Annotated in this window: 16 protein-coding genes; 9 read left to right on the top strand and 7 right to left on the bottom strand. The window is 65.2% G+C overall.

All coding sequences use genetic code 11. The features are described from left to right. Positions 1-198 precede the first annotated feature (198 nt). Positions 199-963, bottom strand: coding sequence for a Crp/Fnr family transcriptional regulator (locus tag RAD15_RS41290; protein ID WP_458184443.1), 765 nt, complete (start codon positions 961-963; stop codon positions 199-201). A gap of 179 nt (positions 964-1,142) precedes the next feature. Here RAD15_RS41290 and RAD15_RS41285 point away from each other — a divergent pair, with 179 nt between their 5' ends. Beyond that, positions 1,143-1,520, top strand: coding sequence for a response regulator (locus RAD15_RS41285; protein ID WP_458184442.1), 378 nt, complete (start codon positions 1,143-1,145; stop codon positions 1,518-1,520). A 3-nt stretch (positions 1,521-1,523) separates the two neighbouring features. Here RAD15_RS41285 and RAD15_RS41280 read toward each other — a convergent pair whose 3' ends face one another. Both RAD15_RS41280 and RAD15_RS41275 read right to left on the bottom strand, forming a co-directional pair. Next, a complete protein-coding gene (locus tag RAD15_RS41280; RefSeq protein WP_458184441.1) occupies positions 1,524-3,065 on the bottom strand; it encodes an alkaline phosphatase D family protein in 1,542 nt (513 codons plus the stop codon). A gap of 103 nt (positions 3,066-3,168) precedes the next feature. Next, positions 3,169-4,614: a TAXI family TRAP transporter solute-binding subunit gene (locus RAD15_RS41275; RefSeq protein ID WP_458184440.1), complete on the bottom strand. Its 1,446-nt coding sequence runs from the start codon at positions 4,612-4,614 to the stop codon at positions 3,169-3,171. 150 nt (positions 4,615-4,764) lie between these two features. Here RAD15_RS41275 and RAD15_RS41270 point away from each other — a divergent pair, with 150 nt between their 5' ends. Continuing rightward, positions 4,765-5,067, top strand: a complete 303-nt coding sequence (locus tag RAD15_RS41270) for a 4a-hydroxytetrahydrobiopterin dehydratase (protein WP_458184439.1) — start codon at positions 4,765-4,767, stop codon at positions 5,065-5,067. A gap of 87 nt (positions 5,068-5,154) precedes the next feature. Next, on the top strand, positions 5,155-5,529 hold the full coding sequence (locus RAD15_RS41265; protein ID WP_458184438.1) for a YkvA family protein: 375 nt from the start codon (positions 5,155-5,157) through the stop codon (positions 5,527-5,529). A gap of 241 nt (positions 5,530-5,770) precedes the next feature. Here RAD15_RS41265 and RAD15_RS41260 read toward each other — a convergent pair whose 3' ends face one another. The 3 genes from RAD15_RS41260 to RAD15_RS41250 all read right to left on the bottom strand — a co-directional run bounded on the left by RAD15_RS41260 (position 5,771) and on the right by RAD15_RS41250 (position 9,083). After that, the gene (locus RAD15_RS41260; RefSeq protein WP_458184437.1) at positions 5,771-6,931 is read right to left on the bottom strand and encodes a TAXI family TRAP transporter solute-binding subunit; all 1,161 of its coding nucleotides are present in this window, start codon (positions 6,929-6,931) and stop codon (positions 5,771-5,773) included. Positions 6,932-6,949: 18 nt separating this feature from the next. Then, positions 6,950-7,522, bottom strand: a complete 573-nt coding sequence (locus RAD15_RS41255) for a hypothetical protein (protein WP_458184436.1) — start codon at positions 7,520-7,522, stop codon at positions 6,950-6,952. 586 nt (positions 7,523-8,108) lie between these two features. After that, positions 8,109-9,083 carry an NADPH:quinone oxidoreductase family protein gene (locus RAD15_RS41250; RefSeq protein ID WP_458184435.1) on the bottom strand — a complete coding sequence of 325 codons (975 nt, stop codon included), beginning with the start codon at positions 9,081-9,083 and terminating at the stop codon, positions 8,109-8,111. 308 nt (positions 9,084-9,391) lie between these two features. On the opposite strand from RAD15_RS41250, the gene RAD15_RS41245 reads away from it, so the two are divergent. The 6 genes from RAD15_RS41245 to argG all read left to right on the top strand — a co-directional run bounded on the left by RAD15_RS41245 (position 9,392) and on the right by argG (position 15,430). Next, positions 9,392-10,231: an SDR family oxidoreductase gene (locus RAD15_RS41245; RefSeq protein WP_458184434.1), complete on the top strand. Its 840-nt coding sequence runs from the start codon at positions 9,392-9,394 to the stop codon at positions 10,229-10,231. A 115-nt stretch (positions 10,232-10,346) separates the two neighbouring features. After that, the gene (locus tag RAD15_RS41240) at positions 10,347-10,994 is read left to right on the top strand and encodes an invasion associated locus B family protein (RefSeq protein WP_458184433.1); all 648 of its coding nucleotides are present in this window, start codon (positions 10,347-10,349) and stop codon (positions 10,992-10,994) included. 213 nt (positions 10,995-11,207) lie between these two features. Continuing rightward, positions 11,208-12,410 carry a 23S rRNA (adenine(2503)-C(2))-methyltransferase RlmN gene (gene rlmN, locus RAD15_RS41235; RefSeq protein WP_458184432.1) on the top strand — a complete coding sequence of 401 codons (1,203 nt, stop codon included), beginning with the start codon at positions 11,208-11,210 and terminating at the stop codon, positions 12,408-12,410. Between the two features lie 165 nt (positions 12,411-12,575). Further along, the gene (locus tag RAD15_RS41230) at positions 12,576-13,070 is read left to right on the top strand and encodes a hypothetical protein (RefSeq protein ID WP_458184431.1); all 495 of its coding nucleotides are present in this window, start codon (positions 12,576-12,578) and stop codon (positions 13,068-13,070) included. A gap of 152 nt (positions 13,071-13,222) precedes the next feature. Beyond that, on the top strand, positions 13,223-13,999 hold the full coding sequence (locus tag RAD15_RS41225; RefSeq protein ID WP_458184430.1) for a phosphatase PAP2 family protein: 777 nt from the start codon (positions 13,223-13,225) through the stop codon (positions 13,997-13,999). Between the two features lie 93 nt (positions 14,000-14,092). Then, entirely contained in the window at positions 14,093-15,430 is a 1,338-nt protein-coding gene (gene argG / locus RAD15_RS41220; RefSeq protein ID WP_458184428.1) for an argininosuccinate synthase, read from the top strand. Positions 15,431-15,630: 200 nt separating this feature from the next. On the opposite strand, the gene RAD15_RS41215 is transcribed toward argG, so the two are convergent. Continuing rightward, the coding region (locus tag RAD15_RS41215; RefSeq protein ID WP_458184427.1) for an OmpA family protein at positions 15,631-17,227 on the bottom strand (1,597 nt) is incomplete at its 5' end.

Below are 17,227 nucleotides of genomic sequence, written 5' to 3'. Positions count from 1 at the left end.
ATAGCACGGTCCTCTTCAAAACAGTGGGCTGCGCATTTTTGTGCCCTCTTCCCTTGTGGGAGAGGGCAGCTCCGCCATAAGCCGCGGACTCGCTCGGGTGAGGGGTCTCTCGCAGCAGGCAAGTTCGAGGATAGAACCCCTCATCCGACGCTTCGCGCCACCTTCTCCCGCACGGGGAGAAGGAAGAAGCAGGAACCGCTATCCGGCTTCCCGCTCTTCGGTCGGGTACACCCCCCGCAGCACCTCTTCGAAATGCATTTTCACGGCGTCGTTACACCGGCAGGCGCGCAGCCGCAGGCCGTCGCGGTTGCGGACCAGGATCGAGCCGCGCCGGGTCTCGAGCACGCCTTCCGCCCTGAACGACTGGAGCACCCGGCTGGCATAGCTGCGCCCCACCCCGAGCAGCGTCGCGAGCTGTTCATGGGTCAGCGGCACGCTGCTCTCGTCGCCGGTGCGCTCCATCGCCGCCAAAATCCATTTCGCCGTGCGCTGCTCGATCGAGTGGATCGCGTTGCAGGCGGTGGACTGGAAGATCTGGGCCAGCATGCAATCGGCATAGCGCGCAAAGATATGGCGCAGCGACGCCGAGCGCAGCTTGGCCGCTTCCAGCTTGGCGACGTGAATGCGTGCAAACGGACCTTCGAATTTTACGCAGATCCGGGTATAGGCCGGCAGGAATCCCTCGCTGACGATGCCGCCGACCGCGCCTTCACGGCCGACCAGGATGGTCTCGACGTCGCGGCCATCCTCGTTGGGGACAAGAAAAGTCGCGAGCGCCGGTCCGCAGGGGAAGTGGACGACCTGGACGTCATCGCCTGGATTATAGAGCAGCTCGCCCGCCGCGGAGTCCTCGACGGTCACGTGCGGCGCGAGCAGGGCGTAGTCCGCCGGACTCAAGCGCTTCAGCAGATTGTTGGCCGGCCGGCTCTCGACCTCGGTTGTCTTGCCGATACGCGCATCCATCGTGAACTCCCATCCTCCTCCCACATTAGCGAGTTCCGTCCATTCTCTGTGTGCACAAGTGGACAGACTGGAAAACGCCGATGTGGTGGGTTTCGTTCCGGGAACCCTCCGGTGCGCTGCGCGCAGGCATCGTGTCGCGGCTGTCCTGATCCCAGAAACCCCACACACAAGATGCGATCATGACACTTTCCAATGGCTCCGGCCGGCCTGCCGATGTTCTGATCGTCGAGGACGATCCGATCATCGCGATCGACTTCGAGGATCGTCTGCTCGGATTTGGCGTGACGAGCGTGCGGACCGTCGGGTCGGTGACGCAGGCGCTGGACGCCATCGCGCGGCAGGTGCCCGATTTCGCGCTGCTCGACGTCGAGCTGATCCGCGAGACGAGCTTTGCGATCGCCGAGCGGCTGGCCGCGCTGAAGATTCCGTTCGTCTTCGTGACCGGCTACGGCGCGGAGGCGCGTATTCCGCCCGAATTCGCCGGCCAGCCGCGTTTGCAGAAGCCGTGCTCGAGCGACACGTTGGAGGCGGCGCTGAAGGTGCGCGCCGCCAAATAGCGGTCAGGCCTGCTTCGGATCGAGCGTGGTCGACCATAGCGCGACGTCGGCGCGGTCGCGCAAGGTCACGATCATCTGGCCGGAGGCGCCGTCGATCTTGACGTGACCGAAGAACTGCATGCCGGCGGACGGCGGCAGGTTCTGGTTGTCCTTGCCCGGCGCCTTGACGAAGCGCACCTCGGGCCCAAACGTGTTGTCGAGTTTGTTCGGACCAAAGGTGCCGGCGTGCAGCGGCCCCGACACGAATTCCCAGAACGGCTCGAAATCCTGGAATTGCGCCTTGTTCGGATCGTAGTAGTGCGCGGCGGCGTAGTGCACATCCGCGGTCAGCCACACCGTGTTGTTGATCGGCGCCATCTTGATGAAGCGCAGGATGTCGGCGATCTCGAACTCGCGGCCGCGCACCGGGCCGTCGCCCTGCGCGAAGGCCTCCGAGCCGCCCTTCGGCGTGTCCGACACGACGAGGCTGAGCGGCATGTCGGAGGCGATCACCTTCCAGGTCGCACGCGAATTGAGCAGGCCGCGCTTGAGCCAGGCGATCTGGTCCGGGCCGAGGAAGTAGCTCGCCGGGCCGTAAGCGGTCTCGAGATTGGCGCCGTTTGGACCGCGATAGCTGCGCTCGTCGAGCATGAACACGTCGAGATGGGGGCCGTAGGAGATCTGGCGATAGACGCGGCCCGGCTCGACGATGCTCTCGCGCATCGGATACATCTCATGAAAGGCGCGGCCCGCGCGGGCGGCGAGCAGGGAAATGTCGCGCACCTTGTAGGCGGCCGGCAGCTCCTTCGACAGCGACCAGTTGTTGGTGACCTCATGGTCGTCCCACTGCACGAAGATCGGCACCTCGGCATTGAAGGCGCGGAGGTTTTCGTCGGTGAGATTGTATTTGTGCGCGGCGCGGTACTCGTCCAGCGTCTCGGCGACCTTGGCCTTCTCGGGGATCGTGACGTTCTTCCAGATCTTGCCGTCGGCGAGCTTCACCTCGGATTGAATCGGGCCGTCGGCGTAGATGGTGTCGCCCGAGTGCAGGAAGAAATCCGGACGGTGCTTGCGCATCGCGGAGAAGGTGAACATGCCGCCGTCATCGGGATTGATACCCCAGCCCTGGCCGGCGACGTCGCCGCCCCAGACGAAGCTGACGTCGCGGCGATCGGCCGGCGCGGTGCGGAAGCGACCGGTCACCGCCTCGCCCTCGATCGCGCCGTGCGAGAGATCGCGGAAGCGGACGCGATAAAAGATGTCCTGGCTAGCAGGCAGGTTCTCGATCAGCATCTTCGCGGTGAAGTCGCTCTCGGGGAGTGCCGCGATCGGCGGCAGCGCGCGGGCATCCTTGAATGACTCGGTCGTCGCGACGTCGACCAGCATCTGCGCGGGCCGGTCGGTGCGTGCCCAGACCACGCCGCCGTCGGCCGTGACATCGCCCGATTGCACGCCGTGGGTCACCACCGGCCGGTCGGCCGCGCGGGAGAGATAGGGCATCGCGACCGTGCCCAGCGCGCCGGCACCGGTGGCGAGGAAGCGGCGGCGGGAGAATTTGATGTTCATGGGACGGTCTCGATATTGCGTGAGACGACCGCCCAGGCGGTCGCCACGGTGAAGTCCAACGCTATATTGAGACAATGTGACGCAGCAATAACGCGCGCAAGCGTTACGCGTTGCCGGCGGCCCGGAATTGGGCGCCCGCGCGTTGCAGGTTCTGCGGCAGGCTCAGCAGCACCGTCTTTCGGTCGGCGACGGCGGCGTGGAACTGGTCGAGCGCGATGTTGAAGGCGGTGAGCGATCCTTCGTCGATCGCGCCGTGGTCGTAGCAGTGCAGCGTATCGCGCAGGATGTCGTCAGCCTCGGTCTGCATCTGGTCGAGCTCTTCCGTCGTCTCGCTCTTGCGGGCCGCCACGATCATGTCGAGCAGGCGGTCGCGCAGATGGCTGTTGCTGTCGCGCTCGTCCTTCTTCAGGTAGCCGGCGAACCAGGCGCCGATCGATCCCATGGCCGAAAGTGCCATCAGGCCCCACCAGATGTAATCGCTATACCTGTCAAGGAAGGTCTTTTCCTCGCCGTCGACGAAGGCGGCCGCGCCCGGATGCACGGGGATCACCGCATCCTTGTCGGTGTCGGGCGTCTCGATCTTCGCCGCGAGCGGGAATTCCGTCACCAGCTGCTGGCGCACGGCGAAAAGCTGGCGCGTGAACACCGCGATGGTGGTTTCCGACACGCCTTTGCGCGCCACGATGTGGTGCGAGAAGCTGATGGTCTTGACCTCATCGTCCGGACGATCGGGTGAACCGCCATAGGTGCCGGCGGGGATCTCCGCGGATTCGTAGACCGGATGGTTCTGCGCAATCGCGTCGGCGGAATCGATGGCGAGGAAGGTCGGCGTGCCGCCCTCCCTGACCGATGCCGCGATCGCGTCCGCCGTGATCTTGCTGTTGACCGGGCCGGCCGCGAGATAGATGTCGACCTTCTGCGTCTTGATCGCTTCGGCAACCTCATTGGCCGGGAATTGCACGATCTCGACCTTGGCGGGATCGACGCCGTATTGCTGGAGGATCACCTTGAGCAGGTTGACGTTGGCCTGGGTGCGGCCGACGACGCCGATGCGATGGCCGGCGAGCTGCGCGATCTTGGTGATCTTGGCGCCCTTCTTCTTGCCCTTGCCGGGCACGGACCACAGCACGACGACGTTCTTGCGCAGGGTCGCAACGGCTTGCGCGTTCTTCGGCACGTCGAGATCACCGCGCACGATGGCGAGATCGACCTTGCCCGCTGCGAGCGCCTCGGCGCTGGCGGTGGCGCCGTCGGTCTGGACCGGCCGCAGCCGCACATAGCTCTTGTTCTGCGAGAATGCCTGCGTGAGCGCCTGCACGACCTTGACGTCATCGCTGTTGGTGGGGCCGACCGCGATCTTCAGCGTCACCGGCCGCATCGCGAAATAATAACCGCCGACGAGCGCGCCGACGATTGCAAGCACCAGCGCGAGAGACACGAGCGCCGTCTTCCGCGCCGCGGATCGCGGCGAAGGCGGAGAGGGCGTTCCGGCCAGGTCCAATTCCCCGGTCATCGATCTCCCAAACAAACGCTTCAGGCTCAGTTTCATCTTGGCCGGCGATTTACGCCCGCAATTGTAGCAAATTTCTTGTCCCGCGGGGTTACATCTCCGTCATGGTTAGCGGATGGACCAAATTCCGCATGAACCCGGGCGTAAGCACGGTGTTAGGGTAAAGTTCCCCTGAAAACGGAGGCCATCATGGCAGAGCGGCTGACGGCGGAAGCACGCAAGCAGGCGCTGGGCGCGATACCGGGCTGGACCGAGGTTCAGGGCCGGGACGCCATCGGGAAAACCTTTGTCTTCAAGGATTTCAACGAGGCGTTCGGCTTCATGACCCGCTCGGCGCTGGTCGCCGAGAAGATGGATCACCACCCCGAATGGCGCAATGTCTACAAGACGGTGGAGATTGTGCTGTCGACCCATGACGCCGGCGGCGTGACCGCGCTGGACATCGAGCTGGCCAAGGCGATGAACGCCATGGCCAAGCTTACGCCGGGCTGATCTTGCGGGGATCGGCCGCATCCCCATGTTGTGATCAGCACCGGATGCGGCGATCTGCCGCCCCGGCGGGACGGGGAGTTTTCCAACATGGCTGCCGAACACAGCGTCGGCTTCGAGCCGGCCGATCGGCTCGCGGAGGATCGCGAGAGCGTGCGCCGCCGCTTCTGGCGCAAGCTGAAGAGTGTCGCCGCGCAGCTGCCGTTCGCGGAAGATCTGCTCGCGGCCTATTACTGCGCGTTCGACCGGCAGACGCCGCGCCACGTCCAGGCCTCGCTGCTCGGGGCGATCGCTTATTTCATCCTGCCGTTCGACTTCGTCCCCGACGTCATGCCGATCCTCGGCTTCACCGACGATGCCGCCGTGCTCGCCACCGCCATCCGCATGGTCGCCAGCCACATCACGAATGAGCACCGCGAAGCCGCCCGTGCCGCGCTGAAGCGTGGGGTGGGGGAAGCGGATTGAGCCACATCCACCGCTGTCATGCCCCGGCTTGACCGGGGCATCCAGTACGCCGCGGCTTCTCGATTTAATCACCGGCGTCACGGAGTACTGGATCGCCCGGTCAAGCCGGGCGATGACGGCTGAGTGTGCGGACGGCGCTTGCCTCAAGCTCGTCATTGCGAGCGAAGCGAAGCAATCCAGAGACGTTTCCGCAGAGGCAGTCTGGATTGCTTCGTCGCTTCGCTCCTCGCAATGACGCCTTTCACTTCTTCCCCGCCTCCGCCCGCGCCTTCTCCGCGTCCCACGCCTGGAATTGCTTGAACAGCGTCTCCCTGTCCGCGTCGGACACGTTGCCAGCCGTGGGGCTCTGCTTCAGGAACGCCTCGAATCGCTGCCGTGTCACCGGCTCGACACCGTGCTTGTCGAGCCATTGCTGCGCCACCGGCAATCTGTTCCAGCCCGATAGGGGGGCCGCGAGCGAGACCTCCTTCCACTTGGGATGGAAAGGCGTGTTCTGGAGCGCGGGGAATTTGGTGAAGAACGCGTCCACGAACAGCGCGAGCTTGCGATAGCGCTCGGTGTTGGGCGCCCAGTTGTAGGCCGCGAGCACCGCAGGCACCGCGATGGTGTCCACGCTCTCGCCCTCCTTGATCAGGTTCGGATAGTCCTTGGTCGTCAGGGTCGCCGGCAGATAGTCGCTCTGGAGCGGCTTTGCATAGTCGACCTTCGCAAGATGGAAGCGGCCGTCATTGCCGAAGGTCGAGACCGATTTGTACGGCTTGCCGCCGACCACGATGACGGCGTCGATCTCGCCGGCCTTCAGCTTTTCCATCGCGATGCGCTGCTCGACATAGACGAACTTCGCCTTGATGCCGAGCCGCTCGAACACGGTGAGGGCAGTGACGAAGGTGCCGCCATTAGGCAGGTCGACGCTGACCGTCTTGCCTTCGAGATCCTTCAGCGTCGCGATCGATTTCGGCGCGATCACCTGCATCTCTTCGTTGTAGAGCTTCGTCACATAGGTGAATTGCTTCTTGATGTCCTTGGCAAAGCCCTTGCGCTCCAGATAGTCGAGCGTGTCGGCCCGCACGACGCCGAGATCGACGCCTTGCAGGAACAGGATGTCGGCGACGCTCTGCACCGAGCCGCGGCCAACGATCGGCAGCACGCGGATCTTGTTGCCGTCGTCGAGCACCGAGGCGAGGTCGGCGCCGAATTGCACATAGGTGCCGCCGATCGTGCCCGTGATCAGCGTGACGGTGTTGGCGTTCAGCGACTGCTTGGTCGAGCTCGAGCCGAACTGGAAGATGGCCTTCAGGCTGTCCGAGACCTTGGCCGGATCGTATTCGGCCTGCTCGGCGCCGGCGGTGGAGGCATAGATCGTCATGATGGCGGCAAGCGCCATTCCAAAAGCGTTACGCATGATGTCCCCTGAAGAGTTCTAGTTCTGAAACCGGACGAGGCGCTGGCGCGCTTCCGCCGATCCGAGTGATGCAGCCCGCTGGTACCAGTCACGTGCGGCGGATGCGTCGGCAATGACACTTCGCGCATCGCTGGTGCCGAGCACGGTGGGATCATAGGTCTGCGCCAGCAGAAGTGCTGCCGTCGCATCTTGCGCATTGGCCGCGCGTTCGAGCAGCAGCCGCGCCGCGGCGATGTCGCCGACCCTCAACAGGCTCTTCGCGCGCGTCATCAACCCTGCCAGCGTGTCGGCGTCGAGCGTCCTGACCGGCTCAGGCGGTGCAGGTTGTGCTGCGACGGGCGCCGGTGCCTGCACCAGTCCTTGCGCTTGCAGCGCAACCTGATAGGCGGTTGCTATCGCCTCGCGGCTTGGCACCGGCGGTGCAGGGAGGTCCTGTGTGTCGGCGCTCGCCAGCGTCGTGTCGGTCACGCCGGCCGGATCCTTGAGCGGGGTCTGTCGTGCAATTGGAGTGGTTGCAGCCGGGGCCTGTTCGGACGCTGCGCCGCCGGCGTTGGCGGCCATGAAGTTACGCAGGTCGGACTGAAACGACACGGCCAAGGTCGCAACGGCGGATGTCGCCAGCACTACAGCGAAAAGGCGCGGGACGATCCTAAATCGGGAGCGCAGTTCGCGCGGTGCATATTCGCGTGGGTTCGGCGCCCCGAGCGGATCGGACAGGAACAGTGGAATTGGATCGTCCTGCGGAAGATCGGCCCGTTTGGCACGCGCGCGGATAAAGGACGCAGTGGGCGGATGTGATGCAGATCGGTCGGAGTCGAACGCCCTCGACTCCCCGGACGGACGGTACGCCGTCGTCTCCATGGTGATGCTCCCCATAACTAACGCAACGCAGGGGCAATCCCGGCTTCAGTCTTTTTGTTATTGTCCAGAAGTTCCCCGCAAACTGGAGCCGGTAAATCGCCGTCTGAATCAGCCCAAAAAACGACGGCGGTTTGCGCGAATCGGGAGAGATTTGGGTTTGATTGCGGCGAGGCAGGGGAATGCACCGCAATTTTGGCGGGAATGGTTGAGGGCCCTTTACCCGGCGATGGCGCACGAAAAAGCCGGCGCAGCCTCAGCGACGCCGGCGATTCGAGCGGTGACAGTTGTGTCTATGGCGATGGCGACGCCCACATCCTCACGGATGCAGGATCACCTTGCCCATGGCCTGACGGCCCGCGAGCACCTTCAGCGCATCCGCCGTTTGCGCCAGCGGGAAGGTGCGGTCGACATGCGATGAAATCTTGCCTTCCGCAGTCCACTTCACAAGCTTCTCGAGATTGGCGCGGTTCTTGGCCGGGTTGAGCCGGGTCCATGCGCCCCAGAACACGCCGCGGATGTCGCAGCCCTTCAGCAGCGCGAGGTTCAGCGGCATTTTTGGAATGTCACCGGCGGCAAAGCCGATCACCAGGAAACGGCCTTCCCAGGCGATCGAACGCAGCGCCTGCTCGGCGTAAGTGCCACCCACGGGATCGAAGATGATGTCGACGCCCTTGCCATCAGTGAGCTTGCGCAGGCCTTCCTTCAGATCTTCCTTGCCGTAGTTCAGCGTCAGCTCGGCGCCATGCGCCTTCGCGAATTCGAGCTTCTCGTCCGACGAGGCGCAGGCGATCACTTTCAGGCCCATCAGCTTGCCGAGCTCGCAGGCGGCGAGGCCGGTGCCGCCGGCCGCGCCCAGCACCGCGAGCGTCTCGCCGGGCTTCGGGCTGGCGCGGTCTTCCAGCGCATGCAGTGCGGTGCCGTAGATGATGATGATGCCGGCCGCGCGGTCATAGTCGAGATTGTCGGGGATCTTCACGATCGATGCCGCCGGCAGCGCGATCTTTTCGCGCGCGCCGTTATGGCCGCAGGACGCGACGACACGATCGCCAACTTTGAGATCAGTGACGCCGGGGCCGATGCTCTCGATCACGCCGGCGACTTCCGCGGCCGGCGAGAACGGAAACGGCGGCTTGATCTGGTATTTGCCCTGGATCATCAGGATGTCGAAGAAGTTCAGCGCAGCCGCCTTGATCGCGATGACCGCTTCGCCGGGGCCTGCCACCGGATCCGGTATGTCAGCGAGAACGAGATCGTCAGGCTGGCAATATTGCGAGCAGAGAATGGCTTTCATGGCGGCACCTAGAGCGTTTCGAGTGGAATTATAGTTGGTCCGGTTTTGCCGGATTTAGGCACGGCCGACAATCCGGATTCTTTGTTGCTTGCGCTCCGATCTTTCCCCGATGTCGTCCTGGCGAATGCCAGGACCCATTACCCCGTCTCGAAGTTAGGCGCATAGAAGTGGACTGCGCATTTGCCACGGCACGGATAATCTTCGTCAAACGCCTCGCTGTGGTAATGGGTCCTGGCTTTCGCCAGGACGACGAGCGGTGAGAGTCTTTGCTTCGTTGTCGTGCGGCTCGATGAGAAAGGATTCAAACGATGTTTGAAACAGGCCTGCTCAGGGACAAGCGCATCCTCATCACTGGTGGTGGTTCGGGCCTCGGCGCGGCGATGGGGCGGCGCTTCCTCGGGCTCGGCGCCGAACTCGTGATCTGCGGCCGCAAGCTCGACCGGCTCGAGGCAACGGCAGCTGAAATGCGCGGGCAGATCGGCGGCAAGGTTACCACCATTGCGTGTGACATCCGCGACGGGGCTGCCGTCGACGACATGATGGATCAGATCTGGCGCGAGGCGCCGCTCGACATCCTCGTCAACAATGCGGCTGCGACCTTCATCGCGCAGAGCGAGCACCTCTCCTTCCGTGCCGCGGATGCGATCCTGGCGCCGACGCTGCATGGCGCGATGTATTGCACGCTCGCCGCCGGCAAGCGCTGGATCGAGGGCAAGCATGGCGGCGTCGTGCTCTCGATCCTCTCGACCTCGACCATCACCGGCCGCGCCTTCACTGTTCCCTCAGCGATGGCGAAGTCGGCGGTGCTGGCGATGACCAAGAGCCTTGCCGTGGAGTGGGGCCCGAAGGGCATCCGCACCGTCGCGATCGCGCCGGGGCCGTTTCCGACCGCCGGTGCATCGGGGCAGCTCCGCCCCGAGGGCCGCGACGAAGGCTGGACCGCGCGCAATCCGATGGGGCGCACCGGCGAGCACGGCGAGCTGGCCGATCTCGCCAGCTTCCTGGTCTCGGACCGCGCCGGCTACATTAATGGCGAGATGGTGGTGATCGACGGTGGCGCGCATTTGCGCAGTTCCGGTGCCGAGGACCTGCTCGGCTGGTCCGACGCTCAATGGGCCGACCAGCGCGCCGCGCGATCCCGGGCCTAGTCGCCGCCACGCGCTAACTGCCTTCCCAAATTGGACTTTCCCGGCTATCCCTGCCGCGGGGACAAAGCGCGGCCGGGCCATCTTCCAGTCACAATATTGAGGGAACCACTCCAGCATGTGGCGGGTGCTATTTTTGGCTTTGATGACGGGCGTGGCAGCGTGGGGAATCGCCGATTCCGCGCGGGCACAGACGGCGCAACCGGCGCCGAAGAACGCACCGAAAGCGGCAGCGCCCGCGGCCAATACGACCGCAAAGAGCGCTGCAAAGCCCGAGAGCAAGCCAGCGAGCCCGGCTGCGGCTGTTGCGGGTGGCGCGGAGCCGACCCTGATCGGCCAGTTCGGCACCTGGGGCGCCTATTCGGCGACGCCCAACGGCAAGAAGGTCTGCTTCGCGCTGGCAAAACCCTCGTCGTCGAAGACCAATCCGCCGAATCGGCCGCGTGACCCCGCCTATGCCTTCGTCTCGACCCGGCCGGCGGAGAAGGTGAACAACGAAGTCTCGGTCATGATCGGCTACGCGCTGAAGCCGGGGTCGGAATCCTCGGTCGAGGTCGGCGGCGCCGCCTTCGCGATGTACACCCAGGGCGACGGCCTCTGGATCAAGAACGCGGCCGAGGAGGAGCGGATGGTCGAAGCCATGCGCAAATCCGCCGATCTCGTGGTCAAGGGCGTCTCGGCCAAGGGCACGGAGACGATCGACACGTTCTCGCTGAAGGGCCTCGCCCAGGCGCTCGACAAGATCGCGCAGGACTGCCGGCGTTAAGGCTGCAGGCTTAGGCCTTTAAGACTAAGCGATAGCCACGGTCGCAATCGGCTGTTCCGGTTGCTATATAGGGCCGGTTCCACGTTTTTCCGTCGTTCCGGGGGCGATGCGCAGCATCGACCCGGAATCTCGAGGTTCCCCGGTGCGCAATTGCGCACCTGAGGTCTGGTCCTTCGGACCATGCCGAAACGGCCACAGCAATTAGGTCCATAGATGCAACCGACGACCGAGCCGCACAACGCAATCCTGGTGGAGAAAACTCCGCTCGAAACCTATGTGCCGCCGGCAAAGCCGTCGCTCATCGGCCTGTCGCGCAGCGAGCTTGCCGACCGCCTCGGCGAGATCGGTGTCGCGCCGGCGCAGCGCAAGATGCGCGTGCAGCAACTGTGGCACTGGCTCTATTTCCGCGGCGCCCAGAGCTTCGACGACATGACCTCGATCTCGAAGGGCATTCGCGGCGAGCTCGCGCAGCACTTCACCGTCGACCGTCCCGAAGTTGTGGCCGAGCAGATCTCCAACGACGGCACCCGCAAATGGCTGCTGCGCCTGCCGAGCGGCGACAATGCCGAGAGGGCGCATGAAGTCGAGTGCGTCTATATCCCCGAGACCGATCGCGGCACGCTGTGTGTGTCGTCCCAGGTCGGCTGCACGCTGAATTGCTCCTTCTGCCACACCGGCACGCAGCGGCTGGTGCGCAATCTCACCGCCGGCGAGATCGTTGGTCAGATCATGGTCGCGCGGGATCGCCTGAACGACTGGGCCGACCGCGAGGACGGCACGCGCCGCGTCACCAACATCGTGATGATGGGCATGGGCGAGCCGCTCTACAATTTCGACGCGGTGCGCGATGCGCTGCTGATCGTCGGCGACAACGAAGGCATCGGCATTTCCCGCCGCCGCATCACCCTGTCGACCTCCGGCGTGGTGCCGAACATCGTGCGCGCCGGCGAGGAGATCGGCGTCATGCTCGCGATCTCGCTGCATGCGGTGCGCGACGAGCTGCGCAACGAGCTGGTGCCGCTCAACCGCAAATACCCGATCAAGGAGCTGCTGCAGGCCTGCCGCGACTATCCCGGCGCCTCGAACGCGCGCCGCATCACCTTCGAATATGTGATGCTCAAGGGCGTCAACGATTCGCTCGACGATGCAAAGCTGCTGGTGAAGATGCTCAAGGGCATTCACGCCAAGATCAACCTGATCCCGTTCAATCCCTGGCCCGGCACCGCCTATGAATGCTCGGACTGGGACCAGATCGAAAAATTCTCCGAATACATCTTCAACGCCGGCTATTCCTCGCCGGTGCGCACCCCGCGCGGCCGCGACATCCTCGCTGCCTGCGGCCAGCTCAAGTCGGAGACCGAAAAGCTCTCGGCCCGCGAGCGCCAGGCGCTGCGCGCCATGGCGATGACGGATTGAGATGACGACGGTCTCCACGCGCGTCGTGGCCGGGTTTGACCCGGCCATCTATGTTTATGGGCTGTCATTCCGGGGCGCGCGAAGCGCGAACCCGGAATCTCGAGATTCCGGGTCCGGTGCTACGCACCGTCCCGGAATGACGGTGATATTCAACAGGCCCGTCTCATGTCCCTGATCGGCCGCCTCGTCGTCATCTTCATCGGCTTTCTCGCCGCCTGCTTCGTCGGCGGCATGATCGTCGTCGTCGCGCTGCTGTTTCCGGAATTTTCCGATCTCGGCGCCGGTCCCGTCGATCAGGGCGCGATCGACATCCTGCTCGGCTTCGGCTTCATCTTCATCTCGGGCTTCGCGCTCGTTCCGGCGGCGGTGATCGTCGCGATCACCGAAGCGCTCTACATTCGCAGCGCGCTGGCCTACGCCGTCGGCGGTGGCCTTGTCGGGCTCGCCTGCTATCTCGGCCTCGTTCCCTTCCACTCCGACACCTTGCAGTTCGAAGGTATCGTGCGGCGGCACCTCGAGATCATGACCGGCGCGGGCATCGTCGCCGGTGTCGTCTACTGGCTGATTGCCGGCCGCACTGCCGGCGCCTGGCGCATTCCGCCGCCCTTGCGCAAGCCGCCCCCGCCGCTGCCGTCGAATTCGCGGCCGGATGCGCGCTAGCACGGTCATTCCGGGGTGGCTCGAAGAGCCGAACTATGGCGCGCAATTGCGCACCTGAGAATCTCGAGCTTCCGGGTCTGGTCCTGCGCACCGCCCCGGAATGACAGTCGCGAGGGTTTCCATCCCCGCCCCACTCCGCTAAACCGCGCGCCATGAACCGGACTGGACTCTTCATCGCCCTGGCGCTGTGGCTCGTGATCGGCGTCGTTTTCGGCCTCTATCCCGAGCTCGATCTCAAGCTCGCGTCGCTGTTCTTCGATCCCCAGACGAAGACCTTTCCGCTCAAGCTGAACGATTGGGCGGGTTTTGCGCGTGACGCTGCGATGTGGGTTTCCTGGGCCTTCGTGTTGCCCTCGATTGTGGCGCTGGTGGTCAAGATGATCAGACCCGACCGTCCCTTGTTGGTGTCGGGGCGCGCGATCGTGTTCCTGCTGGTCACGATCATCATGTCAGCCGGCATTCTCACCAATCTCACCTTCAAGACCTATTGGGGTCGCCCGCGCCCAGTGGTGGTGACGCAGTTCGCCGGCGACCAGCAATTCGTGCCGTGGTGGGATCCGCGCGGCGGCTGCGCGCGCAATTGCTCGTTCTTCTCGGGCGAGGGCGCGACCGCGTTCTGGACGCTGGCCCCGGCCGCGCTGGCGCCGCCGGCGTGGCGGCCGCTCGCTTATGCCGGCGCGGTGGTGTTCGGCGCCGTCACCAGCGGGCTGCGCATGGCCTTCGGCGGCCACTTCTTCACAGATGTCGCGATCGCCGGTCTCGTCAGCTTCGTCGTGATCTGGTTCGCCTACGCGCTGATTTACCGCTGGCCGCGAACCCGGTTCTCGGACGAGGCGGTCGACGCCGCCCTGACCCGGCTGGCCTGGCCCGGCTACCGGCTCCGCCAGCGCCTGTTTGGCCGCAAGACGGGCGCTGAACCGTCCGTTTGAGCCATTAAATGGGTGCCGAGGCGTGCGAAATTTGATATTCGCGCGGTCAAACCCGTCCTGACATCAGCCCTTTGAGCCCTGATTGGAAGCCCCATGACCACGATCCTGAAAAGCCTGCCCAAGGGTGAGAAAGTCGGCATCGCGTTTTCGGGCGGCCTCGACACCAGTGCGGCGCTGCTCTGGATGAAGCAGAAGGGCGCGCGCTGCTACGCCTATACCGCCAATCTCGGCCAGCCCGATGAGGCCGACTACAACGAGATCCCGCGCAAGGCGATGGAGTTCGGCGCCGAGAAGGCGCGCCTCGTCGATTGCCGCACGCAACTCGTTCACGAAGGCATCGCTGCGATCCAGTCCGGCGCCTTCCACATCTCGACCGGCGGCATCACCTATTTCAACACTACGCCTCTGGGGCGCGCCGTCACCGGCACGATGCTGGTCGCGGCGATGAAGGAGGACGGCGTCAACATCTGGGGCGACGGCTCGACCTTCAAGGGTAACGACATCGAGCGCTTCTATCGCTACGGCCTGCTGACCAATCCGGGCCTGAAGATCTACAAGCCCTGGCTCGACCAGCAGTTCATCGACGAGCTCGGCGGCCGCGCCGAGATGTCGGCATTCATGACGGCGCAGGGCTTTGCCTACAAGATGAGCGCCGAAAAGGCGTATTCGACCGACAGCAATCTGCTCGGCGCCACGCACGAGGCCAAGGATCTCGAAAGCCTCGACAGCGGCATCAAGATCGTCAACCCGATCATGGGCGTGCCGTTCTGGCGGGACGACTGCAACGTCAAGGCCGAGAAGGTCGTGGTGCGTTTCGAGGAAGGCCAGCCGGTCGCGCTGAACGGCCAGACCTTCTCCGATCCCGTCGCGCTGTTCCTCGAAGCCAACGCCATCGGCGGCCGTCACGGCCTCGGCATGAGCGACCAGATCGAGAACCGCATCATCGAGGCCAAGAGCCGCGGCATCTATGAAGCGCCGGGCATGGCGTTGCTGCACATCGCCTATGAGCGCCTCGTCACCGGCATCCACAACGAGGACACCATCGAGCAGTACCGCATCAGCGGCCTGCGCCTGGGACGTCTGCTCTATCAGGGCCGCTGGTTCGATTCGCAGGCCCTGATGCTGCGCGAGACCGCGCAGCGCTGGGTCGCGCGTGCCGTCACCGGCGAGGTGATGCTCGAGCTGCGCCGCGGCAACGACTATTCGATCCTCAACACCGAGAGCCCCAACCTCACCTACGCGCCGGAGCGGCTCAGCATGGAGAAGGTCGAGGACGCCGCCTTTTCGCCGGCCGACCGCATCGGCCAGCTCACCATGCGCAACCTCGACATCAACGACACGCGCACCAAGCTGAAGCTCTACACCGACACGGGATTGCTGTCGGGCAGCGAAGGCTCGCAGATCTTCCGGCTCGAGAACGACAAGGGGTGAGGCTGTTCGTGTCCCGGACGCGATGCAGCGCGAAGCGGTGCGTCGCAGAGCCGGGACCCAGAATCTCGATCGAATCGCGCCGATAGTTTGTGGGCCCCGGCTCAGCAGCGCAACGTGCTGCGCTGCGTCCGGGGCACGAGACGACACAAACAAAAAAATGGCCGGGATCGCTCCCGGCCATTTGCGTTTGTGATCTCGCCTCAGCGCGGCGGCGCGGTGCCGGGCGGGGGCGGCGGCAGCGAGGCCTGACCGCCATTGAGCAGCGGCGTGATGTTGCGGATGGTCACGCGCCGGTTGATCAGGCTCGGCCCTTGCGTCTGCTCCTTCAGATACTGTTCGCCGTAACCCTGCGAGGTCAGGTTCTCCGCGGGCACGCTGAACTGCTGCGTCAGCAATTCAGCCGCTGACTGCGCCCGGCGATCCGACAATGACAGATTGTCGACGTCGTTGCCGACCGCGTCGGTGTGACCCTCGATCAGGAACACCACGCGCGGGTTGGCCTGGATCGCACGGTTGAGACCGTCGGCGATTGACTGCAGCTTCGCCGCCTGATCCGGCGGGATGGTCCACGATCCCGTCTCGAAGTTGATCGTGTTGAGGTCAATGCTCGGCATCTGCATGCGAACATTGGGGCTGTAGCGGATCTCGTCGAGCGTGTAGCGCCGGTCGATCCGTTGGACCGGCGGTGCCACCATGGTCTGGTAGATCACGTCCGGCGAGGCCTCCTGGGCGTCGACGATGTAGCGATCGTAGGGAATGTTCACGACCGGCGGCGGCACGTCGACATAGAAGCCGCCGACCGACCGCGGATCGCGGTAGCTGTTGTCGATGATGACGATCTCGCGTCCGCCGGGGTCCCTGCGGATACGCCGCAGCAGCGAACCGTCCGGGCCGACCACGGTGATCACCTCGCTGCCGTCGGGACGGATCACGACGGTGCGGGTCTCGCCGCCGACCGTGTCGGTGCGGATGTCGCGGGCGCCATAGCGGAAGCGATAGAGATCGTTGCCGCGGACGTAGGCCTGCCCGCCTGGATCGCGGATGATGATGCGATCCGGCTCGGTGTACACGGTGCGGCCGCCTTCGATGACCTCCCGCCGCTGATTGCGGTAGTCGGCGATGGTCGCACCGATCACGGCGCCGGCCACCACGCCTGCACCGATCGCGAGCGGCGTCAGGTCACGCTGCGCCGGACGCGGCGGAGGCGGCAGCGGTGCTGCGACCCTCGGCGCGGCCTGGAAGGCCGGGGTAACCGTCGGCGGTTGGTATTGTGCCCTGTCGGGCGGCGGTGCTGCGGCCTGCGAGCCGTGCACGACAGTCGGCCGGGCCGGGAGGCCGGCCTGGGGCGGCGCAGCCGGAGTTCCGGCAGCGGGTGCGCCAGCGGGCGGCGTTCCACCCTGTTGGCCAGGAGTTGGCGTAGCCGTCGGAGCTGGGGCCGCGCCGGGAGCCGGGGTCGCCGATCCCGGACGGCCGGGCGGCGGCGTCGGAGTGCCGCCGGGGGCCGGCGTTGCCGTTGGGGCGGGCGCAGCTCCGGGGGCCGGCGATCCCGCCGCGGGAGGCGAGCCGGGACGTACGGCGGGCGGAGGCGCGCCGGGACGGCCAGCGGGCGGTGCGCCCGGCGTGCTGCCCGGAGCCGGCGTTGCGGTTGGTGCAGGTGTCGTCGTTGGAGTGGGTGTCGCTGTCGGAGCGGGAGTGGCTGCCGGCGCAGGCGAGCCGGGGCGGGCCGCTGGCGCCGCGGGTGAAGCAGGAGCCGTGGGCGTTGGCGTCGCCGTGGGCGCGGGCCGCGCTGCGGGACCC

The sequence above is a fragment of the Bradyrhizobium sp. 14AA genome (assembly GCF_054185205.1).
Note: the sequence above shows the minus strand (reverse complement) of the source record. Positions and strands in the feature narration are given on the sequence as shown.

What these genes read in the sequence shown, in the direction of transcription:
- rlmN (WP_458184432.1), top strand. Translation starts at nt 11,208, where the DNA reads ATGCAACCGACGACCGAGCCGCACAACGCAATCCTGGTGGAGAAAACT.
- RAD15_RS41290 (WP_458184443.1), bottom strand. Translation starts at nt 963, where the DNA reads ATGGATGCGCGTATCGGCAAGACAACCGAGGTCGAGAGCCGGCCGGCC.
- RAD15_RS41280 (WP_458184441.1), bottom strand. Translation starts at nt 3,065, where the DNA reads ATGAACATCAAATTCTCCCGCCGCCGCTTCCTCGCCACCGGTGCCGGC.
- RAD15_RS41225 (WP_458184430.1), top strand. Translation starts at nt 13,223, where the DNA reads ATGAACCGGACTGGACTCTTCATCGCCCTGGCGCTGTGGCTCGTGATC.
- RAD15_RS41260 (WP_458184437.1), bottom strand. Translation starts at nt 6,931, where the DNA reads ATGCGTAACGCTTTTGGAATGGCGCTTGCCGCCATCATGACGATCTAT.
- RAD15_RS41230 (WP_458184431.1), top strand. Translation starts at nt 12,576, where the DNA reads ATGTCCCTGATCGGCCGCCTCGTCGTCATCTTCATCGGCTTTCTCGCC.
- RAD15_RS41265 (WP_458184438.1), top strand. Translation starts at nt 5,155, where the DNA reads ATGGCTGCCGAACACAGCGTCGGCTTCGAGCCGGCCGATCGGCTCGCG.
- RAD15_RS41270 (WP_458184439.1), top strand. Translation starts at nt 4,765, where the DNA reads ATGGCAGAGCGGCTGACGGCGGAAGCACGCAAGCAGGCGCTGGGCGCG.
- RAD15_RS41275 (WP_458184440.1), bottom strand. Translation starts at nt 4,614, where the DNA reads ATGAAACTGAGCCTGAAGCGTTTGTTTGGGAGATCGATGACCGGGGAA.
- RAD15_RS41240 (WP_458184433.1), top strand. Translation starts at nt 10,347, where the DNA reads ATGTGGCGGGTGCTATTTTTGGCTTTGATGACGGGCGTGGCAGCGTGG.
- RAD15_RS41285 (WP_458184442.1), top strand. Translation starts at nt 1,143, where the DNA reads ATGACACTTTCCAATGGCTCCGGCCGGCCTGCCGATGTTCTGATCGTC.
- RAD15_RS41245 (WP_458184434.1), top strand. Translation starts at nt 9,392, where the DNA reads ATGTTTGAAACAGGCCTGCTCAGGGACAAGCGCATCCTCATCACTGGT.
- RAD15_RS41250 (WP_458184435.1), bottom strand. Translation starts at nt 9,083, where the DNA reads ATGAAAGCCATTCTCTGCTCGCAATATTGCCAGCCTGACGATCTCGTT.
- argG (WP_458184428.1), top strand. Translation starts at nt 14,093, where the DNA reads ATGACCACGATCCTGAAAAGCCTGCCCAAGGGTGAGAAAGTCGGCATC.